Annotated in this window: 20 protein-coding genes; 18 read left to right on the forward strand and 2 right to left on the reverse strand. The window is 64.7% G+C overall.

Translation table 11 applies throughout. The annotated features are described in order from the left end of the window. Positions 1-33 precede the first annotated feature (33 nt). The 5 genes from secG (at position 34) to IEV87_RS09185 (ending at position 4,908) form a co-directional block, all read left to right on the forward strand. Positions 34-399 (forward strand): preprotein translocase subunit SecG, encoded by a 366-nt coding sequence (secG, locus tag IEV87_RS09165; protein WP_188477338.1) that lies wholly within the window; start codon positions 34-36, stop codon positions 397-399. Between the two features lie 237 nt (positions 400-636). After that, the gene (locus IEV87_RS09170; RefSeq protein ID WP_188477339.1) at positions 637-2,280 is read left to right on the forward strand and encodes a CTP synthase; all 1,644 of its coding nucleotides are present in this window, start codon (positions 637-639) and stop codon (positions 2,278-2,280) included. 105 nt (positions 2,281-2,385) lie between these two features. Next, the gene (locus IEV87_RS09175) at positions 2,386-3,774 is read left to right on the forward strand and encodes a choice-of-anchor L domain-containing protein (RefSeq protein WP_188477340.1); all 1,389 of its coding nucleotides are present in this window, start codon (positions 2,386-2,388) and stop codon (positions 3,772-3,774) included. After that, positions 3,771-4,394, forward strand: coding sequence for a hypothetical protein (locus IEV87_RS09180; RefSeq protein ID WP_188477341.1), 624 nt, complete (start codon positions 3,771-3,773; stop codon positions 4,392-4,394). Before IEV87_RS09175 ends, IEV87_RS09180 begins: the two co-directional genes overlap by 4 nt. A 106-nt stretch (positions 4,395-4,500) precedes the next feature. Beyond that, a complete protein-coding gene (locus IEV87_RS09185; protein ID WP_188477342.1) occupies positions 4,501-4,908 on the forward strand; it encodes a nuclear transport factor 2 family protein in 408 nt (135 codons plus the stop codon). On the opposite strand, the gene IEV87_RS09190 is transcribed toward IEV87_RS09185, so the two are convergent. Further along, on the reverse strand, positions 4,905-5,222 hold the full coding sequence (locus tag IEV87_RS09190; protein WP_188477343.1) for a hypothetical protein: 318 nt from the start codon (positions 5,220-5,222) through the stop codon (positions 4,905-4,907). The two genes, IEV87_RS09185 and IEV87_RS09190, sit on opposite strands and share 4 nt — an antisense overlap. Positions 5,223-5,377: 155 nt before the next feature. Here IEV87_RS09190 and ppk2 point away from each other — a divergent pair, with 155 nt between their 5' ends. Next, positions 5,378-6,295, forward strand: coding sequence for a polyphosphate kinase 2 (gene ppk2, locus IEV87_RS09195; protein WP_188477344.1), 918 nt, complete (start codon positions 5,378-5,380; stop codon positions 6,293-6,295). Positions 6,296-6,301: 6 nt separating this feature from the next. Here the strand turns inward: ppk2 and IEV87_RS09200 are convergent, their stop codons facing one another. Continuing rightward, positions 6,302-6,841 (reverse strand): hypothetical protein, encoded by a 540-nt coding sequence (locus IEV87_RS09200; RefSeq protein ID WP_188477345.1) that lies wholly within the window; start codon positions 6,839-6,841, stop codon positions 6,302-6,304. Positions 6,842-7,093: 252 nt separating this feature from the next. On the opposite strand from IEV87_RS09200, the gene IEV87_RS09205 reads away from it, so the two are divergent. The 12 genes from IEV87_RS09205 (at position 7,094) to IEV87_RS09260 (ending at position 18,726) form a co-directional block, all read left to right on the forward strand. After that, complete coding sequence (locus IEV87_RS09205) at positions 7,094-7,528, forward strand: tellurite resistance TerB family protein (RefSeq protein ID WP_188477346.1); 435 nt, start codon at positions 7,094-7,096, stop codon at positions 7,526-7,528. Then, a complete protein-coding gene (locus IEV87_RS09210; RefSeq protein ID WP_188477347.1) occupies positions 7,525-8,274 on the forward strand; it encodes a phosphate/phosphite/phosphonate ABC transporter substrate-binding protein in 750 nt (249 codons plus the stop codon). The genes IEV87_RS09205 and IEV87_RS09210 overlap by 4 nt, the downstream gene beginning before the upstream one ends. A gap of 159 nt (positions 8,275-8,433) precedes the next feature. Further along, on the forward strand, positions 8,434-9,174 hold the full coding sequence (locus IEV87_RS09215) for an ABC transporter ATP-binding protein (protein ID WP_373284051.1): 741 nt from the start codon (positions 8,434-8,436) through the stop codon (positions 9,172-9,174). Positions 9,175-9,221: 47 nt separating this feature from the next. After that, the gene (locus tag IEV87_RS09220; RefSeq protein WP_188477348.1) at positions 9,222-9,956 is read left to right on the forward strand and encodes a transporter substrate-binding domain-containing protein; all 735 of its coding nucleotides are present in this window, start codon (positions 9,222-9,224) and stop codon (positions 9,954-9,956) included. A 1-nt stretch (position 9,957) separates the two neighbouring features. Next, the gene (locus IEV87_RS09225; protein WP_229737504.1) at positions 9,958-10,815 is read left to right on the forward strand and encodes an alpha/beta fold hydrolase; all 858 of its coding nucleotides are present in this window, start codon (positions 9,958-9,960) and stop codon (positions 10,813-10,815) included. A 13-nt stretch (positions 10,816-10,828) separates the two neighbouring features. After that, on the forward strand, positions 10,829-11,704 hold the full coding sequence (locus tag IEV87_RS09230) for an ABC transporter permease (protein ID WP_188477349.1): 876 nt from the start codon (positions 10,829-10,831) through the stop codon (positions 11,702-11,704). After that, positions 11,701-12,540 (forward strand): ABC transporter permease, encoded by an 840-nt coding sequence (locus IEV87_RS09235; RefSeq protein WP_188477350.1) that lies wholly within the window; start codon positions 11,701-11,703, stop codon positions 12,538-12,540. Before IEV87_RS09230 ends, IEV87_RS09235 begins: the two co-directional genes overlap by 4 nt. Continuing rightward, positions 12,541-13,857, forward strand: a complete 1,317-nt coding sequence (locus IEV87_RS09240; protein ID WP_188477351.1) for a glutamine synthetase family protein — start codon at positions 12,541-12,543, stop codon at positions 13,855-13,857. Positions 13,858-13,990: 133 nt separating this feature from the next. Further along, on the forward strand, positions 13,991-14,668 hold the full coding sequence (locus tag IEV87_RS09245; protein WP_188477352.1) for a type 1 glutamine amidotransferase: 678 nt from the start codon (positions 13,991-13,993) through the stop codon (positions 14,666-14,668). Then, on the forward strand, positions 14,665-16,026 hold the full coding sequence (locus tag IEV87_RS09250; RefSeq protein ID WP_188477353.1) for a glutamine synthetase family protein: 1,362 nt from the start codon (positions 14,665-14,667) through the stop codon (positions 16,024-16,026). Before IEV87_RS09245 ends, IEV87_RS09250 begins: the two co-directional genes overlap by 4 nt. An 82-nt stretch (positions 16,027-16,108) precedes the next feature. Then, positions 16,109-17,413, forward strand: coding sequence for an NAD(P)/FAD-dependent oxidoreductase (locus tag IEV87_RS09255; protein WP_188477354.1), 1,305 nt, complete (start codon positions 16,109-16,111; stop codon positions 17,411-17,413). A 98-nt stretch (positions 17,414-17,511) separates the two neighbouring features. Further along, positions 17,512-18,726, forward strand: coding sequence for a DegT/DnrJ/EryC1/StrS family aminotransferase (locus tag IEV87_RS09260; RefSeq protein WP_188477355.1), 1,215 nt, complete (start codon positions 17,512-17,514; stop codon positions 18,724-18,726). The last annotated feature ends 126 nt before the right edge of the window (positions 18,727-18,852 follow it).

Below are 18,852 nucleotides of genomic sequence, written 5' to 3' on the forward strand. Positions count from 1 at the left end.
CCTGCTGACCTGTCGACCCGAAGGCCCGAAGTCATGGAAAACGTCGTCCTCATCATCCACCTGCTGCTGGCGCTGTCGCTGATCGCCGTGGTGCTGCTCCAGCGCTCGGAAGGCGGCGGGCTTGGCATGGGCGGCGGTGGCGGGGCGATGTCCGGCCGCGCGGCGGCAACGGCGCTTGGCAAGGTGACCTGGATACTCGCGGCGGCCTTCATCGTGACCTCGATCGCGCTGACCGTGATCGCGGCAGAAAAATCCGCCGGGGCCTCCGTGCTGGACCGCCTGGCGCCCGCCAGCGTCCCCGCTCCGTCCGAAAGCGATGCCCCCGCCCTGCCGGGTGGCGGTTCGCTGCTGCCGCCGTCGCCGACCGCGGACGGCGATCTGGCACCCAAGGCGGACTGAGGCCGGACGGCCTGACGCCACGGAATTTTTGCCCGCACGACATGGGGTCGCAGCTACTACAGCTTGCGAACAGTATGAATTTCGGCCCCGGATGTTGCGTATCCCAGTTGCCAGCGGGGACCGAATCTCCTATACGTTAAATCCCGTGGCGATGGTCAGCTCAGACCGTCGATTCCAGCTATTCCGGGTCCCGAACAAAGCTGCTAGGGACCCCAAAACACCACGGGAGCCCAACGAATGGCGCGCTACATCTTCATTACCGGCGGCGTTGTCTCGTCCCTTGGCAAGGGGCTGGCCTCGGCCGCGCTTGGCGCGTTGCTGCAGGCACGGGGCTACTCGGTCCGGCTGCGCAAGCTGGACCCCTACCTGAACGTCGACCCCGGCACGATGAGCCCGTTTGAACATGGCGAGGTCTTCGTGACCGACGACGGGGCGGAAACGGACCTCGATCTCGGCCACTATGAACGCTTCACCGGGGTGGCAGCGCGGCAGTCGGATTCTATCTCCTCCGGCCGGGTCTATTCCAACGTGCTGGAGAAGGAGCGGCGGGGCGACTACCTGGGCAAAACGATCCAGGTGATTCCGCACGTCACCAACGAAATCAAGGACTTCATCAATATCGGCGACGACGAGGTCGACTTCATGCTGTGCGAGATCGGCGGCACGGTCGGCGACATCGAAGGCCTGCCCTTCTTCGAGGCGATCCGTCAGTTCGCGCAGGACAAGCCGCGCGGCCAGTGCATCTTCATGCACCTGACCCTGCTGCCCTGGTTGGCCGCGTCCGGAGAGCTGAAAACCAAGCCAACGCAACACTCGGTCAAGGAACTGCGGTCGATCGGACTGCAGCCGGACATCCTCGTCTGCCGCTCCGAACAGCCGATCCCTGAGAAGGAACGCGAGAAGCTGGCGCTGTTCTGCAACGTGCGCCCCGATGCGGTGATCGCCGCCTATGACCTCAAGTCGATCTACGAGGCGCCGCTGGCCTATCATCGCGAGGGGCTGGACCAGGCCGTGCTGGACGCGTTCCAGATCGCCCCTGCCCCGCGCCCGGACCTGTCGGTCTGGCAGGACGTCTACGACCGCATCCACAACACCGACGGGTCGGTGAACATCGCGGTGGTGGGCAAGTACACGCAGCTTGAGGACGCCTACAAGTCGATCAAGGAGGCGCTGATCCACGGCGGCATGGCCAACCGGATCCGGGTCAACGTGGAATGGGTCGACGCAGAGGTTTTCGACAAGGCCGACGCCGCGCCGTTCCTCGAGGGGTATCACGCCATTCTGGTGCCCGGCGGCTTTGGAGAGCGCGGGACGGAGGGCAAGATCAAGGCGGCGCAGTTCGCGCGGGAACGGAAAATCCCCTACCTGGGGATATGTCTGGGGATGCAGATGGCGGTGATCGAGGCCGCGCGCAACCTCGCCGGGCTCGACAAGGCCGGCTCGGAGGAGTTCGACCACGAGAAGGGCGAAAAGCGGTTCGAGCCCGTCGTCTACCATCTCAAGGAATGGGTGCAGGGCAATCATGCAGTGAAGCGCAAGGTCGACGACGACAAGGGCGGCACGATGCGTCTTGGCGCCTACACTGCGTCACTCGCCGAAGGGTCGAAGGTGGCCGAGGTCTATGGCGCGACCACGATCGAGGAACGACACCGGCATCGTTACGAGGTCGACGTGAAGTACCGAGACAAGCTGGAAGCCTGCGGCCTCTGGTTCTCGGGCATGTCGCCGGACGGGCGCCTGCCGGAGATCGTGGAGGTCCGCGACCATCCGTGGTTCATCGGCGTGCAGTTCCACCCGGAGCTGAAGTCAAAACCCTTCGTGCCGCACCCCTTGTTCAAGGATTTTGTGCGCGCGGCGAAAGAGGTGTCGCGACTGGTCTGACAGAGCTTGCATCCGCCCGTTATCGCTATCAGGGTTGACTGACGTCACGTGAACACGTTTTTTGGACGCCATTAATCAATTTTTAATGCGTTTAAGGGGGAATTCATGAAACGTGTCTTAAGCACTATTGGACTGACCACCCTGCTGCTAAGCGGCTCAAGCGCCTTCGCACTTGGCGTAAGCCCGTCCACTGATGCCTTTGGCCTGGCACAGACCCTGTTCCTGAACCTGCCCGGACTGAATCTTACCGGCGCAAGCCTGTCCGGGACGGCGGATCAGTCGGGGACCTTCACCAACGCCAGCGGGACCTACGGCCTGCCCAACAACGGCATCGTGCTGTCGACCGGGCGCGTGCAGGACTATGCGGACGGTCCCAACACCTCGACCGGGTTCACAAACGGGTTCGGTGACGGAGACGGCGGAGATGATGGAGGCGAGGGCCCGCCGGACGTGGCCTTCCTGACCAGCAACGCGATCCTGCCCGACTTCGGAACGCCGGCGACACCGGATCAGGAAACGCTGCTCAAACCGATTTCGGGGGCTGCATACGACCACTTTGACGTCGTGCAACTGGACATCACGTTCCAGACCTCGGCGAACATCAGTTCGGTCAGCTTCTTCGCAACCTTCGGCTCCGAAGAATTCCCGGAATTCGTGGGCAGCCAGTATGTCGATGCCTTCGGTCTGTACGTGAACGGCGTCAACGTCGCGCATGCCGGCGGCTTCGCCATAAACATCGACCATCCCGACATGTCCGGCAACTTCGCTGGAACCGAACTCGACGGTATCCTTGCGCCGAACGGCAGCCCGGTGATGCGCTTCGATGTTCCGATCAATCCGGGGGTGGAGAACACCTTCACCATGATCCTCGGCGATACCTCCGACGACGCGCTGGACACGACTGTGTACCTGTCAAGCTTCGGCGCCGTGGGAACTCCGGGCGACACCGGCGGGCCGGCCTCGGACGGGTTGACGGAATTCTCGCCGCTTCTGCCCGTGAACCCTCCCGACCCTGTCACAGGTGCGTTCGAAATCGCGCTGGTCCCGACCGGCAGCACGGTCTGGGTCGATCCGCCGGTTTCCGTCGGCTACGAATATTCGATCGACGCGGGTACGTTCCTGACGATTCAGGCCCCGTCGCTTGCCACCATCGCCGATCTCAGCGGGTACGAGGTCACCTTCATTGACGCGCTGCTGAACGAATACACCTTCGCGCTGGCCGCGGGGGCGACACTGGATGTGTCGTCCTACGGAATCAGTTCATTCACGCTGTCGGGGATCGACCCGGAGCTGATGGTGAACCCGTTCGCCTCGGACGCCTTCCCGCTCGGGATCACGTTCACCAACATCGCCACGCTGTCGATCACCCCGGTCATCGAGGACTATACCCCGGCGGTTCCGCTGCCAGCCGGCATGGTGCTGTACCTCGGGGGGCTTCTGGTGTCGCTGCGTGCATTGCGGCGGCGCGGGACGCACGCCCGGCTCGCGGCATGACAGCAGGACGTGCCGACACAGGTTCAAAAAAGGGCGCCGCGACAGCGGCGCTCTTCTTTTGCTGGTTCCTGGCCGCACCTGTGACGGCGGCGGATTCGGATGGCTCCTTCGCCATCAAGGGTGCAGGCCTGCAAAGCTGCAAAGCCTATCTGAACGCCGCGAACAACGCGCCGACGGATCTGCAGCTCTATGCCGGATGGATCGACGGCTACGTAACGGCGCTGAACCAGTTCCAGCCCGACACCTTCGACATCCTGCCCTGGCAGAACACGCAGAGCGCGCTTGGCCTCATGCAGTCGGTCTGCGCCCAGCTACCCGAAGACACGCGGTTCATGGATGCGTTTCACCAGCTGAACCTGCGGCTGAAGGACCAGCGCCTGACCAAGCTGTCCGATGCCACCGCTTTCCGGACGGACAGAGGCTTGGCCGTCATCTACAAGTCGGTCTACCAGATGATGCTCGACAAGCTTGTGGACAAGGATTTTCTGCATGTCGCGCAGCGCGGTGACGACGCGGCGGTGTCGGATGCGCTGTCGGCCTTTCAGAATGCCAGCGGTCTGACAGTGACCGGTTTGCCGGATCAGCCGACGCTGTTTCAGATGTTCTACAAGGCCCCCTGATCGGCAGGTCCGTTGCAGGTGAGTCAGGTTGGCGGGCCGGGTCGTAGGTGCTCTGCGCGGGAGTATTTCCGGCAAGATGAAGCCGCGTGTTCAAGAGGGTACGGGTATGAGTGCGGCAGAAAACAAGGCCCTGATGCAGCGGATCTTTGCGCGGCTGGCAGAGGGGGACGGATCGCTGTACGTTCAGCATCTGGCAGAGGATGCGGTGATGACTGTGACCGGGTCCTATTCCTGGTCGCGACAGTTCCACGGCAGGGAGTCGATTCTGCGGGACCTTTACGGGCACGTCCGGTCCGTCACCACTGGCACGGGCCGCACCATCGCGGAGCGGTTCCTGGCCGACGACGACTGGGTGGTCGTGGAAGCGCGGGGCGACATGACAGCCGCGGACGGCACGCCCTACCGCAACAGCTACTGTCTGATGTACCGGATCGCCGGAGGCATGATTGTGGAGGCCAAGGAATATCAGGATTCCGCGCTTTGCGAGCGGGTTCTGGGCCCCTTCCCCGGTTAGGGGTTTTCATCCGGTCCGTCGGGTTCTTTGAGCTCGGCGTTTTCCTTTTCCAGCGCCTCGATCCGTTCGGCCTGTTCCTTCTGGACCGCCACCAGCCCGGCCACGGTTTCGCGCAGGGCGGCCAGATCTGCGGCCTGGGCGTTGCGTTCGGCGCGCAGGCTGCGGAGTTCCGAAGCGAGGAGCGAGATCTCGCGCGAGGCGGAGCGGGACATCATGATCGCGTCGCGGGCGCACTGGGCCGGGTCAAAGCAGCTTTGCGCGGCGACAGGGGCCGGGGCGACGAGGATCAGCAGGGCGGCGAGGGTCTGGCGCATGTGCGGGCTCCGGTTTGCGTTGTACGACATAGGGCGCGGGCGGCGGGTGTCAGCCTCGCCCGGCCCTTACAAAACCGTTACAGTGGCGTGGTTAAACCGCCCCGAGCGCCGGCTCAAAAGATCCGCCCGACCCCCTTCTTTCGCAGGAGTTTCCCATGTCGCCCGACGATTTCAAGGATGCAGAAGACTGGTTGATGGCCGAGCTCGAGGATTCGCTGGACGAAGAGCACGAGCTTGAGATGGAAGACGCGGTCCTGTCGATGAAGATCCGCGAGATCTATCGCAAGGCCCACGGCGCCTCGATCCCGCGGGCGGATTATTTCCGGACCCTGCTACGGCTGCAGTCCGAACTGATCAAGCTGCAGGACTGGGTGGTGCACAGCAAGGAAAAGGTCGTCGTGATCTTCGAGGGACGCGACTCTGCCGGCAAGGGCGGTGTCATCAAGCGGATCACGCAGCGGCTCAACCCCCGGGTCGTGCGGACGGTCGCCCTGCCCGCGCCGTCGGACCGGGAAAAGACGCAGTGGTATTTCCAGCGCTACGTGCCACATCTGCCGGCGGGAGGGGAGATCGTCCTCTTCGACCGGTCCTGGTACAACCGCGCCGGAGTGGAACGGGTGATGGGCTTTGCCGACGAGGATCAGGTGGAACAGTTCTTCCAGGACGTTCCGGAGTTCGAACGGATGCTGGTGCGTTCAGGCATCCGGGTGGTGAAATACTGGTTCTCCATCACCGACGAGGAACAACAGATGCGCTTCCTGATCCGGATTCACGATCCGCTGAAGCAGTGGAAGCTGTCGCCGATGGACCTGCAGAGCCGGATCAAGTGGGAAAACTACACCGCCGCCAAGGAAGACATGTTCGCCCGGACCAATATTCCGGAGGCGCCGTGGTATATCGTGCCGGGCAATGACAAGAAGCGCGCGCGGCTCAACTGCATCGACCATCTGCTCACGCTGTTTCCGTATACCGACGTGCCGAGCGAGGAGATCGCCCTGCCCGACCGGGTCTACAACAGCAATTACGAGCGGCATGTGCTGCCGCCCGAATTGTACGTGCCGTCGAAGTACTGACCCGCTTCAGGAGCGGTTGGAGACGTAGAGCGGCGTGAAGAGGCCCTGGATGAAACCGGGGCGAGCGCCGATGCGGCCGCCTGTCGGGCGATCCTTCTTGGCCGCGGTCATCGGGGCAAGGATGGCCGCGTCAAAGACCCAGCGACCGCGGCGGCCGATTCCGGCGTCGTCGCGCTGCTTCTTCAGCCAGTCCGTCACAACCGTGGGATCGTCCATCCGGCGCGTGGCGATCGGCAGGTAGAAGCCGCAGTTGATCCGCTGGCAGAGGACGTCGATGACGGCGCACCGGGCGCGGATGTCTTCGGGGAAGCTGTCCCGAGGCAGCAGGTTCCAGCGTCCGGGCTGGAAGGCGAAGAACAGGGTCAGGGCGGTGCCGAGGTCGAGTTCCTGGCGGGCTGCGATCCAGCGCACGACGGAAATGTCGATATTCGCGGGATCAATGCGCCGGACAAAGCTGCACAGCATTTCCGGCTTCAGTTTCTTCAGTAACGTGATCTGGCGCTCCGGCGCCATCGCGATCCAGTCTTTGTGTACTATGGCAAGCATGAGCCCCGCCTTTCCCCTTTGGGTTCTTGTTCTTGTCTGCTCACGACGCTTCCGGCCGCAATATTGAAGATACATCGAATTGAGGCGAAACTTTGACAGCGCAACCAATAGGCGAGCCGCCTATCCAAAAGAATGCCCATTATTTCTGCAATCCTAACTTTGCGAATTTTATTGCCCGTTGTCGTGCAATCGGCACCGCGGCAGCGCGATGTCGTGATTGGCGCGACGATCAAAGGTGACTATATCGAGCAAATGTTTTCCGAATTCCTAACGCGGCTGGTCCGCCCCGCTCCCGAACCGCTGGCGGATGCCGATGCGCGGCTGGCCCTGACCGCGCTTCTGGTCCGTATCGCGCGCAGCGACGGTTCCTACGACCGGGCAGAGCGTGACACGATCATGCGCATCTGTTCCGGTCGTTACGCGATGAATACCGGCGAGGCCTCGGCGCTGGTGGCGGAGGCTGAGCAACTGGAGGGCGAGGCGCCGGACACTGTCCGTTTTACCCGCGCGATCAAGGATGCGGTGGCCTACGAGGACCGGCTCGGCGTGATCGAGGCGATGTGGACCGTGGTGATGGCCGACGGTACGCGCGATCCGGAAGAGGACGCGCTGCTGCGGCTCGCGGCCTCTCTGCTTGGCGTGACGGATCAGGACAGCAACGCCGCGCGGCTGAGAGTCAGCCGGTGATTGCCAGCCTGCCGATGTACGACCGGCCCGAGACGGCTGCGGCCAACGACAGGCTCTGGGCCGGGGTACGCGAGCGGCTGCGCGATGCCGGGGTTGACGCGCCTGATGCGCTCACCCGCGAAGGAGAGCTCTGGGATCACTGGGAAGCGCCCGACCTCCTCCTCTCGCAGACCTGCGGCCTGCCCTACCGGTCGCGGCTGAAGGGCACCGTCACCATTGTCGGCAGTCCGGACTACGGGCTGGAGAGCTGTCCGCCGGGCTACTATGCCTCCTACGTGGTGGTGCGCGGCGATGACATGGACATCGCGCCCGAGGACTGGCCGGGAAAGCGGCTGGTCTACAATGAAGGGCGGTCGCAGTCGGGATGGGCGGCGGCGCTGAACCATGCGGCGCGGCTCGGCACATCCTTCGGGCCCTCCTTCGCCTCGGGCGGGCACCGGCTGTCGGCGCTGGCGCTGGCGGAGGGGCGGGCCGACATCTCCGTGATCGACGCGCAGACCTGGCGGATGATCCGGAGGTGGGACGACTGGGCCGCCGGGCTGAAGGTCATCGGGCTGACGGATCCGACCCCGGCCACGCCCTTCATCACCTCTGCCCGAAATACGCCGGAGACCGCCGCGGCCGTGGCCCTTGCCCTGCGCGAGGCGGTGGCGGGGATGAGCGCGGAGGATCGCGACATCCTCAGCCTCAGAGGGATCGCCACTGTGGACGAGGCCGCTTACCTGTCCGTGCCCACGCCGGACTGAGGCGACTTCAGCGCGGGACATATGCCCATTTTCCGGGCATTTCGTTGCGTCACCCCTGCCGAACCCGTTGCATTCGCCCAAAATCTGCGCCCTACTCCGGACATTCACCACCGGAGAAGCCTGGGTTTGCAGCAACCGCCCGTCATCGAGATCCGCGACCTGCACAAGAGCTATGGCAGCCTCGAGGTGCTCAAGGGCGTGAGCCTGACCGCGCGCCGGGGCGAGGTGGTGTCGATGATCGGGTCTTCCGGATCGGGGAAATCCACGCTCCTGCGCTGCGCCAACCTGCTGGAGGACAGCCAGCAGGGCGACATCCTTTTCAAGGGCGAGGCGGTGCACTGGCGCGGAACAGGGATGCACCGGCGTCCGGGAGATGCGAAACAGGTGCTGCGGATCCGCACGAACCTGTCGATGGTGTTCCAGCAGTTCAACCTCTGGTCCCACATGACGATACTTCAGAACGTGATGGAAGCCCCGCTCACCGTGCTCGGCCGCGACCGCGCCGAAGTCGAGGAGAAGGCGCGGGCCTACCTTGCCAAGGTGGGGATCGGCGACAAGGCCGACGCCTGGCCCGCGCAGCTATCGGGCGGCCAGCAGCAGCGGGCGGCCATTGCGCGCGGGCTCTGCATGGAGCCCGAGGCGCTTCTGTTCGACGAACCGACCTCCGCGCTCGACCCGGAGCTGGAGCAGGAGGTCGTCAAGGTCATCAAGGACCTTGCAAACGAGGGGCGGACGATGATCCTCGTCACCCATGACATGCGGCTGGCGGCGGACGTTTCCGACACCGTCGTCTTCCTTCACCAGGGACTGGTGGAGGAAATGGGGCCGCCTGCAGACGTGTTCGGCGCTCCGAAATCAGAGCGGCTGAAGCAATTCCTCAGCGCGACGCAGACCGCGTGAGGCACCGGAACCGGGACACCCGGCCAAGTTCAACAAGGGAGACTCCTATGAAAAAACTGATCCTGACCACCGCGGCGCTTGCGCTTTCCGCCGGGATGGGCGTGGCGGAAAGCCACATGAAGACCGTGCGCCTCGGGACCGAGGGCGCCTACGCCCCGTTCAACTTCATCAACGACAAGGGTGAAGTCGACGGATTCGAGCGGGAGCTGGGCGACGAGTTGTGCAAGCGCGCCGAACTGACCTGCGAATGGGTGACGAACGACTGGGATTCGATCATCCCGAACCTCGTCTCCGGCAACTACGACGTCATCATCGCCGGCATGTCGATCACCGACGAACGCGACAAGGTCATCGACTTCACCCAGAACTACACCCCGCCGTCGAACTCTGCCTTCATGGCGCTGTCGGAGGATGTTGATCTGGAAGGCGGCGTGATCGCGGCGCAGACGGCAACCATTCAGGCGGCCCATATCGCGGAAACCGGCGCGACGCTGGTCGAGTTCGCAACCCCCGACGAAACCATCGCCGCAGTCAAGAACGGCGAGGCCGACGCGGTGTTTGCCGATCTCGACTACCTCAAACCCTTCGTCGAGGAATCCGGCGGCGAATATGTCTTCGTCGGCGACAACATCCCGCTTGGCGGCGGCGTCGGCATGGGCCTGCGCGAATCCGACACCGAGCTGAAGGAAAAGTTTGATGCGGCCATCCAGTCCATGAAGGACGACGGCACGCTGAACCCGCTGATCATCAAGTGGTTTGGCGACGACGCCCAGACCTACTGACATGACGGCCGGACCGGGCGGTGCGTCCGCCCGGTTCCCATTGCCTATGTGGTCGCTCGACGAAACAGTGGACAGCTCCGTCGGACCGCTCGCCGCAGGTCATGCGGGCGACGGGCCGGATCTCGTGCTCGCGCATGGCTGGCCCTGGTCGTCCTACAGCTGGCACCGGGTGATCCCCGCACTCGCCACCCGATTCCGCGTGCACTGGTACGACATGCCGGGCTTCGGCCGCTCTACCCTCACGCCATCGCAGCCGCCTTCACTCGGTCTTCAGGGCCGGGTCTGTGCCGAGATGCTGGAACACTGGGGGCTCAGTGCGCCATTGGTGATCGCCCATGACTTTGGCGGGGCGACGACGCTCAGGGCGCATCTGCTGCATGGTGCCGACTATGCCGGATTGGTGCTGATGAACGTGGTCGCCATGCGCCCCTGGGGGTCGGAGTTCTTCGACCACGTGGCGCGACACCCAGATGCCTTTTCGGCACTGCCGCCACATATCCACGCGGCCGTGGTGCACGCCTATATCGGCGGCGCGCTGGCCCATCCCCTGACCGACGAGGACCGGGTCGGGCTTGCGGCGCCATGGCTGTCGGGCGACGGGCCGCAGGCGTTCTGGCGTCAGTTCGCCCTTGCCGACGAAGCCTTCACCGCCGAGATCGAACCGCTCTATTCCCGCATCCGCTGCCCCGTGACCGTGCTCTGGGGGGAGGACGATCCGTGGATTCCGCTGGAGCGCGGGCAGGCGCTGGCCCGTGCCGCCGGAACGACGCTTCACCCCCTGCCCGGTCTCGGCCACCTGCCGCAGCTGGAAGACCCGGCCGCCGTTACCGCCGCCCTGCAACCCGCGCTTGCCGCCTGACCGCCGAGGACCGATGTTCGACTTCTGCGCCGATCCCAAGAGCCTCGAAGGTTTCCGGTGGCTGGTCTGCTACCTGACCACCGGCAAACACCTGCTGTTTTACCAGAGCTTCTTCTTCGTCATCGCGCTGATGCTGGTGACGGCACCGGTCGCGCTTGGCGTCGGGTTTCTTGGCGCGCTGGCGTCGCGATCGCGGATCCTGCCGGTGAAGTGGATCGGACTCGGCTATACCTCCATCGTGCGCGGGGTGCCGGACATCGCCTTCTTCCTGTTCATGCCGCTGGCGCTGGATCAGGGGCTGGAATGGCTGCGTCACAAGACACGCTGCCCGGACTGGGACCAGCCGGTCCGGCAGGGCAACGATTTCGTCGTCTGCGCACAAGCCAAGCTGCCGCTGTCGAGCGCGCCGCAATGGGTGCACGAATACTACGGCGTCGCGCTTGGCATCGGGGCCTTCGCCTTCGTCTTCGGTGCCTTCGCGGCCTATGTGCTGGCGGGCGCGATGAACGCCGTGCCGCGCGCGCAAATGGAAACCGCAGAGGCCTATGGCATGACCCGCCGGCAGGCCACCCGGCGCATCCTGATCCCGCAGATGTGGGTCTATGCCCTGCCCGGCCTGTCGAACCTGTGGATGATCCTCATCAAGGCGACGCCGCTGCTGTTCCTGCTCGGCATTACCGATGTGGTCTACTGGGCGCGCGAACTGGGCGGGCGCAAGACCTCGGCCTTCGACTACCCGCACCCGGACTGGCGGCTGTGGTACTTCCTAGCCCTGCTGGTGTTCTACCTGACGCTGACCAAGGTCTCGCAGCTTGGCTTCGACCGGCTGGCGCGGCGGCTGTCGCGCGGACAGGCGACGCTTGGCGGGATGCAGGAGGCCAAGGGATGAGCTGCCTCCAGACCATCGCGGATTACGGCCTGCGCTCCCTCGGGATCGGAGAGAGGCTGCTGCCCAAGACCGACTTCACGCTCTGCCAGCAGTTCACGCTGATCGGGTCGGGGCTGATCTGGAACGTGTATTTCGCCATCCTCGCCCTGTCGCTCGGCTTCTTCCTGTCGATCTCCGTGGCGCTCGCGCGCAACTCCACTGCCCTGGCGGTGCGCAAACCGGCGGAGTGGTTTACTTTCGTGTTCCGCGGCTCGCCGCTCTTTATCCAGTTCTTCCTGTTCTACGAGGCCTTCACGCTCCTGCCCAAGAACGGGATCGAGCTGAACCTGGGCTTCGTGGAGATCACCGCCGGCACGCGCTGGCTGACCCGGGCCTGGGCGGGGGCGCTGATCGTACTGTTTCTCAACACCTCGGCCTATGCGGGGGAAATCTTCTACGGCGCGCTGCGGTCCGTCCCGAAGGGCGATCTGGAGGCCGCGGATGCCTATGGCTTTTCGGGCTGGAAGAAGTTCCGCAAGATCACCTTCCCGACGATGCTGCGGCTCGGCTGGCCGGCCTATACCAATGAATCTATCTTCCTGTTCCACGCCACCACGCTGGTCTACTTCTCCTCCTTCCCGGCGTGGCAGCAATCGGGCGATGCGCTCTATTACGCGAGCTATTTCGCGGACAAGACCTTCAACCCCTTCATCCCCTACCCGATCCTCGCCTTCTATTTCATCCTGCTGAGCCTCGCGATCATACTGGTTTACGGACGCATCTACCGGTATCTCAACCGGCACCTGCCGCAGGACAAAAGACCCAGATTCCGGGTCCGGCCGCAATTGGTGAGATAAATGAGCCTTGGAAATATCCGGACCTTCCGCGTCGCGGCGGTCGATCTGAACGGGCAGATGAGGGGCAAGCGCCTGCCGCGATCCGCCTTCGACAAGCTGCGCGAAGGATCTGTCCGGATGCCGCTGTCGGTAATGAACGTCGATATCTGGGGTGCGGATATCGAGAATTCTCCACTGGTCTTCGACAGCGGCGACGCGGACGGGGTGCTTCTGCCGACAGACCGGGGGCCGGTGCCGCTGCCCTGGCTCGACACGCCCTCTGCACTTGTGCCGATGGAAATGTATTACGATACCGGCGCCCCCTTCCCCGGTGACCCGCGCCATGCGCTGCGCGAAGTGCTGGACCGTTATGCGTCGCGCGGGTGGACGGTGCATGCGGGGATCGAGATGGAGTTCTACCTCGTCGATGATTCCGGCGATGACCTCCAGCCGCCCGAGAACCCGCATTCCGGCCGCCCGATCCAGGCCAACGCGATCCTGTCGCTGCGCCAGATCGACGCCTTCGACAATTTCCTGTCCGATGTCTACGCAGCCTGCGACGACATGGATATCCCGGCGCAATCGACGATCTCCGAGGCTGGGCTCGGCCAGTTCGAGATCGACCTCGAACACCGCGAGGCGATGCGCGCCGCCGACGATGCCTGGCTTTTCAAGGCGCTCATCAAGGGCATGGCGCGCAAGCACGGCATGGCGGGGACCTTCATGTCCAAGCCGCTGGCGGACGAGGCCGGGACGGGCATGCATGTCCACTTCTCCGTCACCGACCGCGAGGGAAAGAACGTCTTCGACAACGGCGGGCCGGAGGGCACGGCGCAGATGCACCACGCAGTCGCCGGCTGCCTTGAGGCGCTGCCCGCCTCCACCCTGATCTTCGCGCCGCACGGACCCAGCTACAACCGCTTCGTCCCCGGTGCCCATGCCCCCACGGGGGCTTGCTGGGCGTATGAAAACCGCACCGCTGCCCTGCGCATACCCGGTGGACATCCGGCCGCGCGACGGATCGAACACCGGGTCGCAGGCGGCGACATCAATCCCTACCTTGCGCTCGCCGCCATCCTCGGCGCGGCCTACGCGGGGATCGAGGAACGGATGATCGCCCCGCCCCCGATCACCGGCAATGCCTATGACATGGATCTGCCGCAGATGCGCAAGGACTGGGCCTCTGCCATCGACCTGTTCGAAAGCGATCCGCTGATCGGGCGCATCTTCCCCGAGATGCTGGTGCGCAACCTGATCCTGACCAAGCGTCAGGAACTGGCTCGGCTGGCCGAGATCCCGGCCGATCAACACTGGTTCACCTATCTCGAAACCGTCTGAGCCCGGCCTCTCTCCTCTTTGGTCTGGCAAATTCCCCTGCCGGAGGCGTCCGCCAAGGGCGGACACCCGCGCCCCCTTGCCGCCCCCGCGCGGCTCCTCTACCCTCGGCTCATCCGAAACAACCCGGTGTTCCATGCTGATCGGCATCCTTCAATGCGGCCACTTTCCCGATGAACTTCAGGCGGAAAGCGGCGACTACGGCGCGCTTTACCAATCCTTCCTTGACGGCCAGGGCTTCGACTTCGCGGTCTACCCGGTGGTCGACGGCGTGTTTCCCGAAGGTCCGGAGGCCTGCGATGGCTGGCTGATCTCCGGCTCCAAGTTCGGCGCCTACGAGGACTTGCCCTGGATCCCGCCGCTGGAGGACCTGATCCGCGCGATCCGCGATTCCGGTCGCCCATTGGTCGGCATTTGCTTTGGCCATCAGATCATCGCCCAGGCCCTCGGCGGCAAGGTCGAGAAGTGGCCCGGCGGCTGGAACGTTGGCCCGCAGACCTACCATTTCGCCGAAGGCGACGCGGAGCTGACCGCCTGGCATCAGGACCAGGTGACGCAGGTGCCGCCGGGGGCCAGGGTTCTCGCTTCCTCCGACCACTGCGCCAATGCCGCGCTGGCCTATGGCGACCGGATCTATTCGATCCAGCCGCATCCCGAATTCAACGCGCGCGAGATCGCCGGGCTGATCCGCACCCGCGGCGGCGCCCTGCCCGACAATCTTAAGGCGGAGGCTACTGCGAAAATGCACACCCCCCTGGCCAACCGGGCCGAAGCGGACAAGATCGCCGCCCATTTCCGCAAGGTGCATGCATGAGCGACGACTGGACCACGCAGATCCCCCAGGCCGCGCAGGATTACCTCACCGACCGCCGCCTGGACGAGGTCGAATGCATCATCGCCGACCTGCCCGGCATCGCACGCGGCAAGGCCGTGCCCGCATCGAAATTTGCGCGGCAGAGCTATTTCCACCTGCCGAACTCAATCTTCTTCCAGACCATCACCGGCGACTGGGGCGAAGCTGCGGGCGACGAGGGCTTCATCGAACCCGACATGATCCTGCGCCCGGACTATTCGACGGCGACCGCCGCCCCCTGGACCGGCGACTGGACGTTGCAGGTGATCCACGACGCCTATGACCGCAAGGGCAACCCGATCCCCTTCAGCCCCCGCAATGTGCTCAAGCGGGTCTGCAAGCTCTATGAGGAACAGGGCTGGAAACCTGTCGTCGCGCCCGAGATGGAATTCTACCTCGTCGCCCGCAACCTCGACCCGGCCAAGCCGATCGAGCCGATGATGGGCCGGTCGGGCCGCCCCGCCGCCGCCCGCCAGGCCTATTCGATGACCGCCGTCGACGAATTCGGCCCGGTGATCGACGACATCTACGACTTCGCCGAGGCCCAGGGCTTCGAAATCGACGGCATCACCCAGGAAGGCGGCGCCGGCCAGCTGGAAATCAACCTGCGCCACGGCAACCCGGTGAAGCTGGCGGACGAGGTGTTCTACTTCAAGCGGCTGATCCGCGAGGCCGCGCTGCGCCACAACTGTTTTGCCACCTTCATGGCCAAGCCGATCGGCGACGAACCCGGGTCGGCCATGCACATCCACCACTCGATCATCGACATGGAGACCGGCAAGAACATCTTCACCGGCCCCCAGGGTGGGGAGACGGATGCCTTCTACAACTTCATCGGCGGCCTGCAGCATCACCTGCCGCAGGTGATCCCTCTGCTCGCGCCCTATGTGAACAGCTATCGCCGCTACGTGAAGGACCACGCCGCGCCGATCAACCTGGAATGGGGCCGCGACAACCGGACGACGGGCATCCGCGTGCCGATCTCCGACCCTGCCTCGCGCCGGGTGGAAAACCGCGTCGCGGGCATGGACTGCAACCCGTACCTCGGCATCGCCGCCTCCCTCGCCGCGGGTTATCTCGGCCTGATGCGGGAGGAACGGGCGGAGAAGCAGTTCCGCGGCGACGCCTACGAGGGCGAGGGCGATTTCCCGAGGACACTGGGCGAAGCGCTGGACGAAATGGACGATGCCACCGGCATCAACGAAATCCTCGGGCAGGAGTTCTGCCGGGTCTATTCCATCGTGAAGCGCACGGAATACGAAGAATTCCTCGGCGTCATCAGCCCGTGGGAGCGGGAACACCTGCTCCTCAACGTCTGATGCCGCGCCGCCGCCCCGGCTTCACCTTGCCCCAAATATCCCTGCCAGAGGCATCGCCCGAAAGGGCGATCCCCCGCACCGCATGAACCTTCTGCACGCCAATGACCAACCCGGCGCGTACCCGCAAAGCTGGTACGCCGCGACCGCCCCCCTGCCCGACCCGTTCCCGGTACTGAAAGGCGCGCAGCGGGCCGATCTCTGCGTTATCGGCGGCGGCTACACCGGGCTCTCCACCGCGCTGCATGCGGCGGAGGCCGGGCTATCGGTCATCCTGCTGGAGGCGCAGCGCGTCGGGTTCGGGGCCTCGGGACGCAATGGCGGGCAACTCGGTTCCGGCCAGCGGCAGGACCAGATGACGCTGGAAAAGATGGTGGGGCCGGAAAACGCGCGGCTCTACTGGCGGCTTGGGGAAGAGGCCAAGCAGCATACCAAGGACCTGATCGCCCGCCTGAAGATCGACGCTGACCTGAAGCCCGGCATCGCCTGGACGGGGTCAAACAGGGCGGAGGTGCAGGAGCTGCACGACTACGCCGCCCATCTGAACGCGCGATATGACTACCCGCATGTGGAAATCCCCGACGACGACAGCTTCCGACGTATCATCCCCTCCCCCGCCTATGCGGGCGGGGTGATCGACCGGGACGGGGCGCATCTGCATCCGCTGAAGTACGCCCTGGGTCTGGCCAGGGCGGCACAGGCGGCGGGGGTGCGGATTTTCGAACGTTCCGAGGTGCACCGCATCGACCCCGGCGCCGCGACCTCCATACGGACCGGGGCGGGACAGGTGACGGCGGCGCATGTGGTTCTGGCCTGCAACGGCTATCTCGGCGGGCTCGACAGGACGGTCGCTGCGCGGGTCATGCCGATCAACAACTTCGTGGTGGCGACCGAACCGCTCGGGGACGACGCGGCGAAGGTGCTGGGCGAGGATATCGCCGTGGCCGATTCCAAGTTCGTGGTGAACTATTACCGGCTATCGGCGGACCGGCGGCTGATCTTCGGTGGCGGGGAAAGCTACGGCTATCGCTTCCCGAAGGACATCGCCGCCAAGGTGCGCAGGCCGATGACCGAGGTCTATCCGCATCTGCGCGACGTCCGCATTGACTACGCATGGGGCGGGACGCTGGCGATCACCATGAAACGGCTGCCCTTTTTCCGGCGGCTGGCACCGAACATCCTGACCGCCTCGGGTTATTCCGGCCACGGGGTCGGGACGGCGACCCATGCGGGCTGGCTCATGGCGCAGGCGGTGCAGGGACAGGCGGCGGGATTTGACGCGATGGCGGGCATGCCCTCCGTCCCCTTCCCCGGCGGCCCTGCGCTCCGCTCCCCCCTGCTGGTCGCGGCGATGAGCTGGTACGCGCTGCGCGACCGGCTCGGGGTTTAGACAGGCGTATCTCCCGCATCTGTCATCCAGAATTCATTTGGCTGTCATCGCGGCATCGTTTAGGTTTTCCAAAAATGCAGTTCAGGAATCCCGAAAAGATGACTCTCCCGCCGAATGTCTACGACGCCGAACCGATCCCCGAAACCGCCCGCGTTGAGATCGAACGGCTCCTGAGTTCCGGCGACCTGTTCCGCTACACTGCCAGCGAAGACGCTCCGGTCACCCTGCTGGAAACCGAGTTTGCCGAGATGATGGGCGTGCGTTACGCGCTCGCCGTATCCTCCTGCTCCGCCGCGCTGTTCCTGTCGCTCAGGGCGCTGGATCTGCCGCGGGGTGCGCGGGTGCTCATACCGGCGTTCACATTCGCCGCCGTACCGTCCTCCATCGTGCATGCGGACTGCGTGCCGGTGCTGTGCGAATGCGGCGACAACTACCGGATCGATCTTGAGGATTTCCACGCCAAGCTGCCGGGCGTCGACGCGGTTCTGATCAGCCACATGCGCGGGCACACCTCGGACATGGACGCGATAATGGCGGCCTGCGAAATGGCGGGCGTTCCGGTGATCGAGGACGCGGCGCATTCGCTCGGCACCCTCTGGAACGGGCGCAAGATCGGGACCATCGGCAGGATCGGCTGCTTCTCCTTCCAGTCCTACAAGCTGGTGAACTCCGGCGAAGGCGGGATCCTGATCACCGACGACGCCGACCTGGTGGCGCGGGCCATCATCATGTCCGGCGCATACGAGCACATGTGGAAGAAGCACAAGGCCCGGCGCGGCGAGAATTCCAACGATCTGGTCGAGGCGCTGGAGCGCTGGCAGAACAGGCTGCCGCTCTACAACCTGCGCCTGTCGAACATGTCCGCCGCGATTGCGCGAGCGCAGCTGCCCGAGGTGGCACGGCGGGTGCGGGACGGACGGCGCAACCACGACCTCGTCGCGTCGCTGATCGAAGGCTCGCCCTGGATGACCGTCCCCGCGAAGCTGGAGGCGGAGAAGCGCGCGCCGGATTCACTGCAGTTCAACCTCGTCGGTCTGTCGGATGACGAAACCCGTGCGTTCCAGGACGCGGCGGCGGCGCGCGGCGTGAAGGTCCAGGTGTTCGGCATGTCGACCGACAACGCGCGGGCCTTCTGGAACTGGCAGTTCCTGGGCGATCTGCCGGATCTGCCGAAGACGAAGGCGATGCTCATGCGGGCGTGTGATACCCGGCTGCCCGCCCGTCTGACCCCCGATCAGTGCGAAACGGTGGCGGCGGCTCTGATCGCCGCAGCCGAGGACGTCATGGGCGAGGTAATGGTCTACGGGACGTGAGGCTTTGTGGGTTGGGAACCGACCCTGCGGGATAAGGAGCGGTGCGACCGGTTGCTGGAACGATGGGTTTGCCACCCCTCCGACGGGAACTGCTTAGGGCGGGTTTGTAACCCGCCAGGTTCGGCC

This window comes from Primorskyibacter flagellatus (assembly GCF_014638275.1).
GTDB lineage: Bacteria > Pseudomonadota > Alphaproteobacteria > Rhodobacterales > Rhodobacteraceae > Pseudooceanicola > Pseudooceanicola flagellatus_A.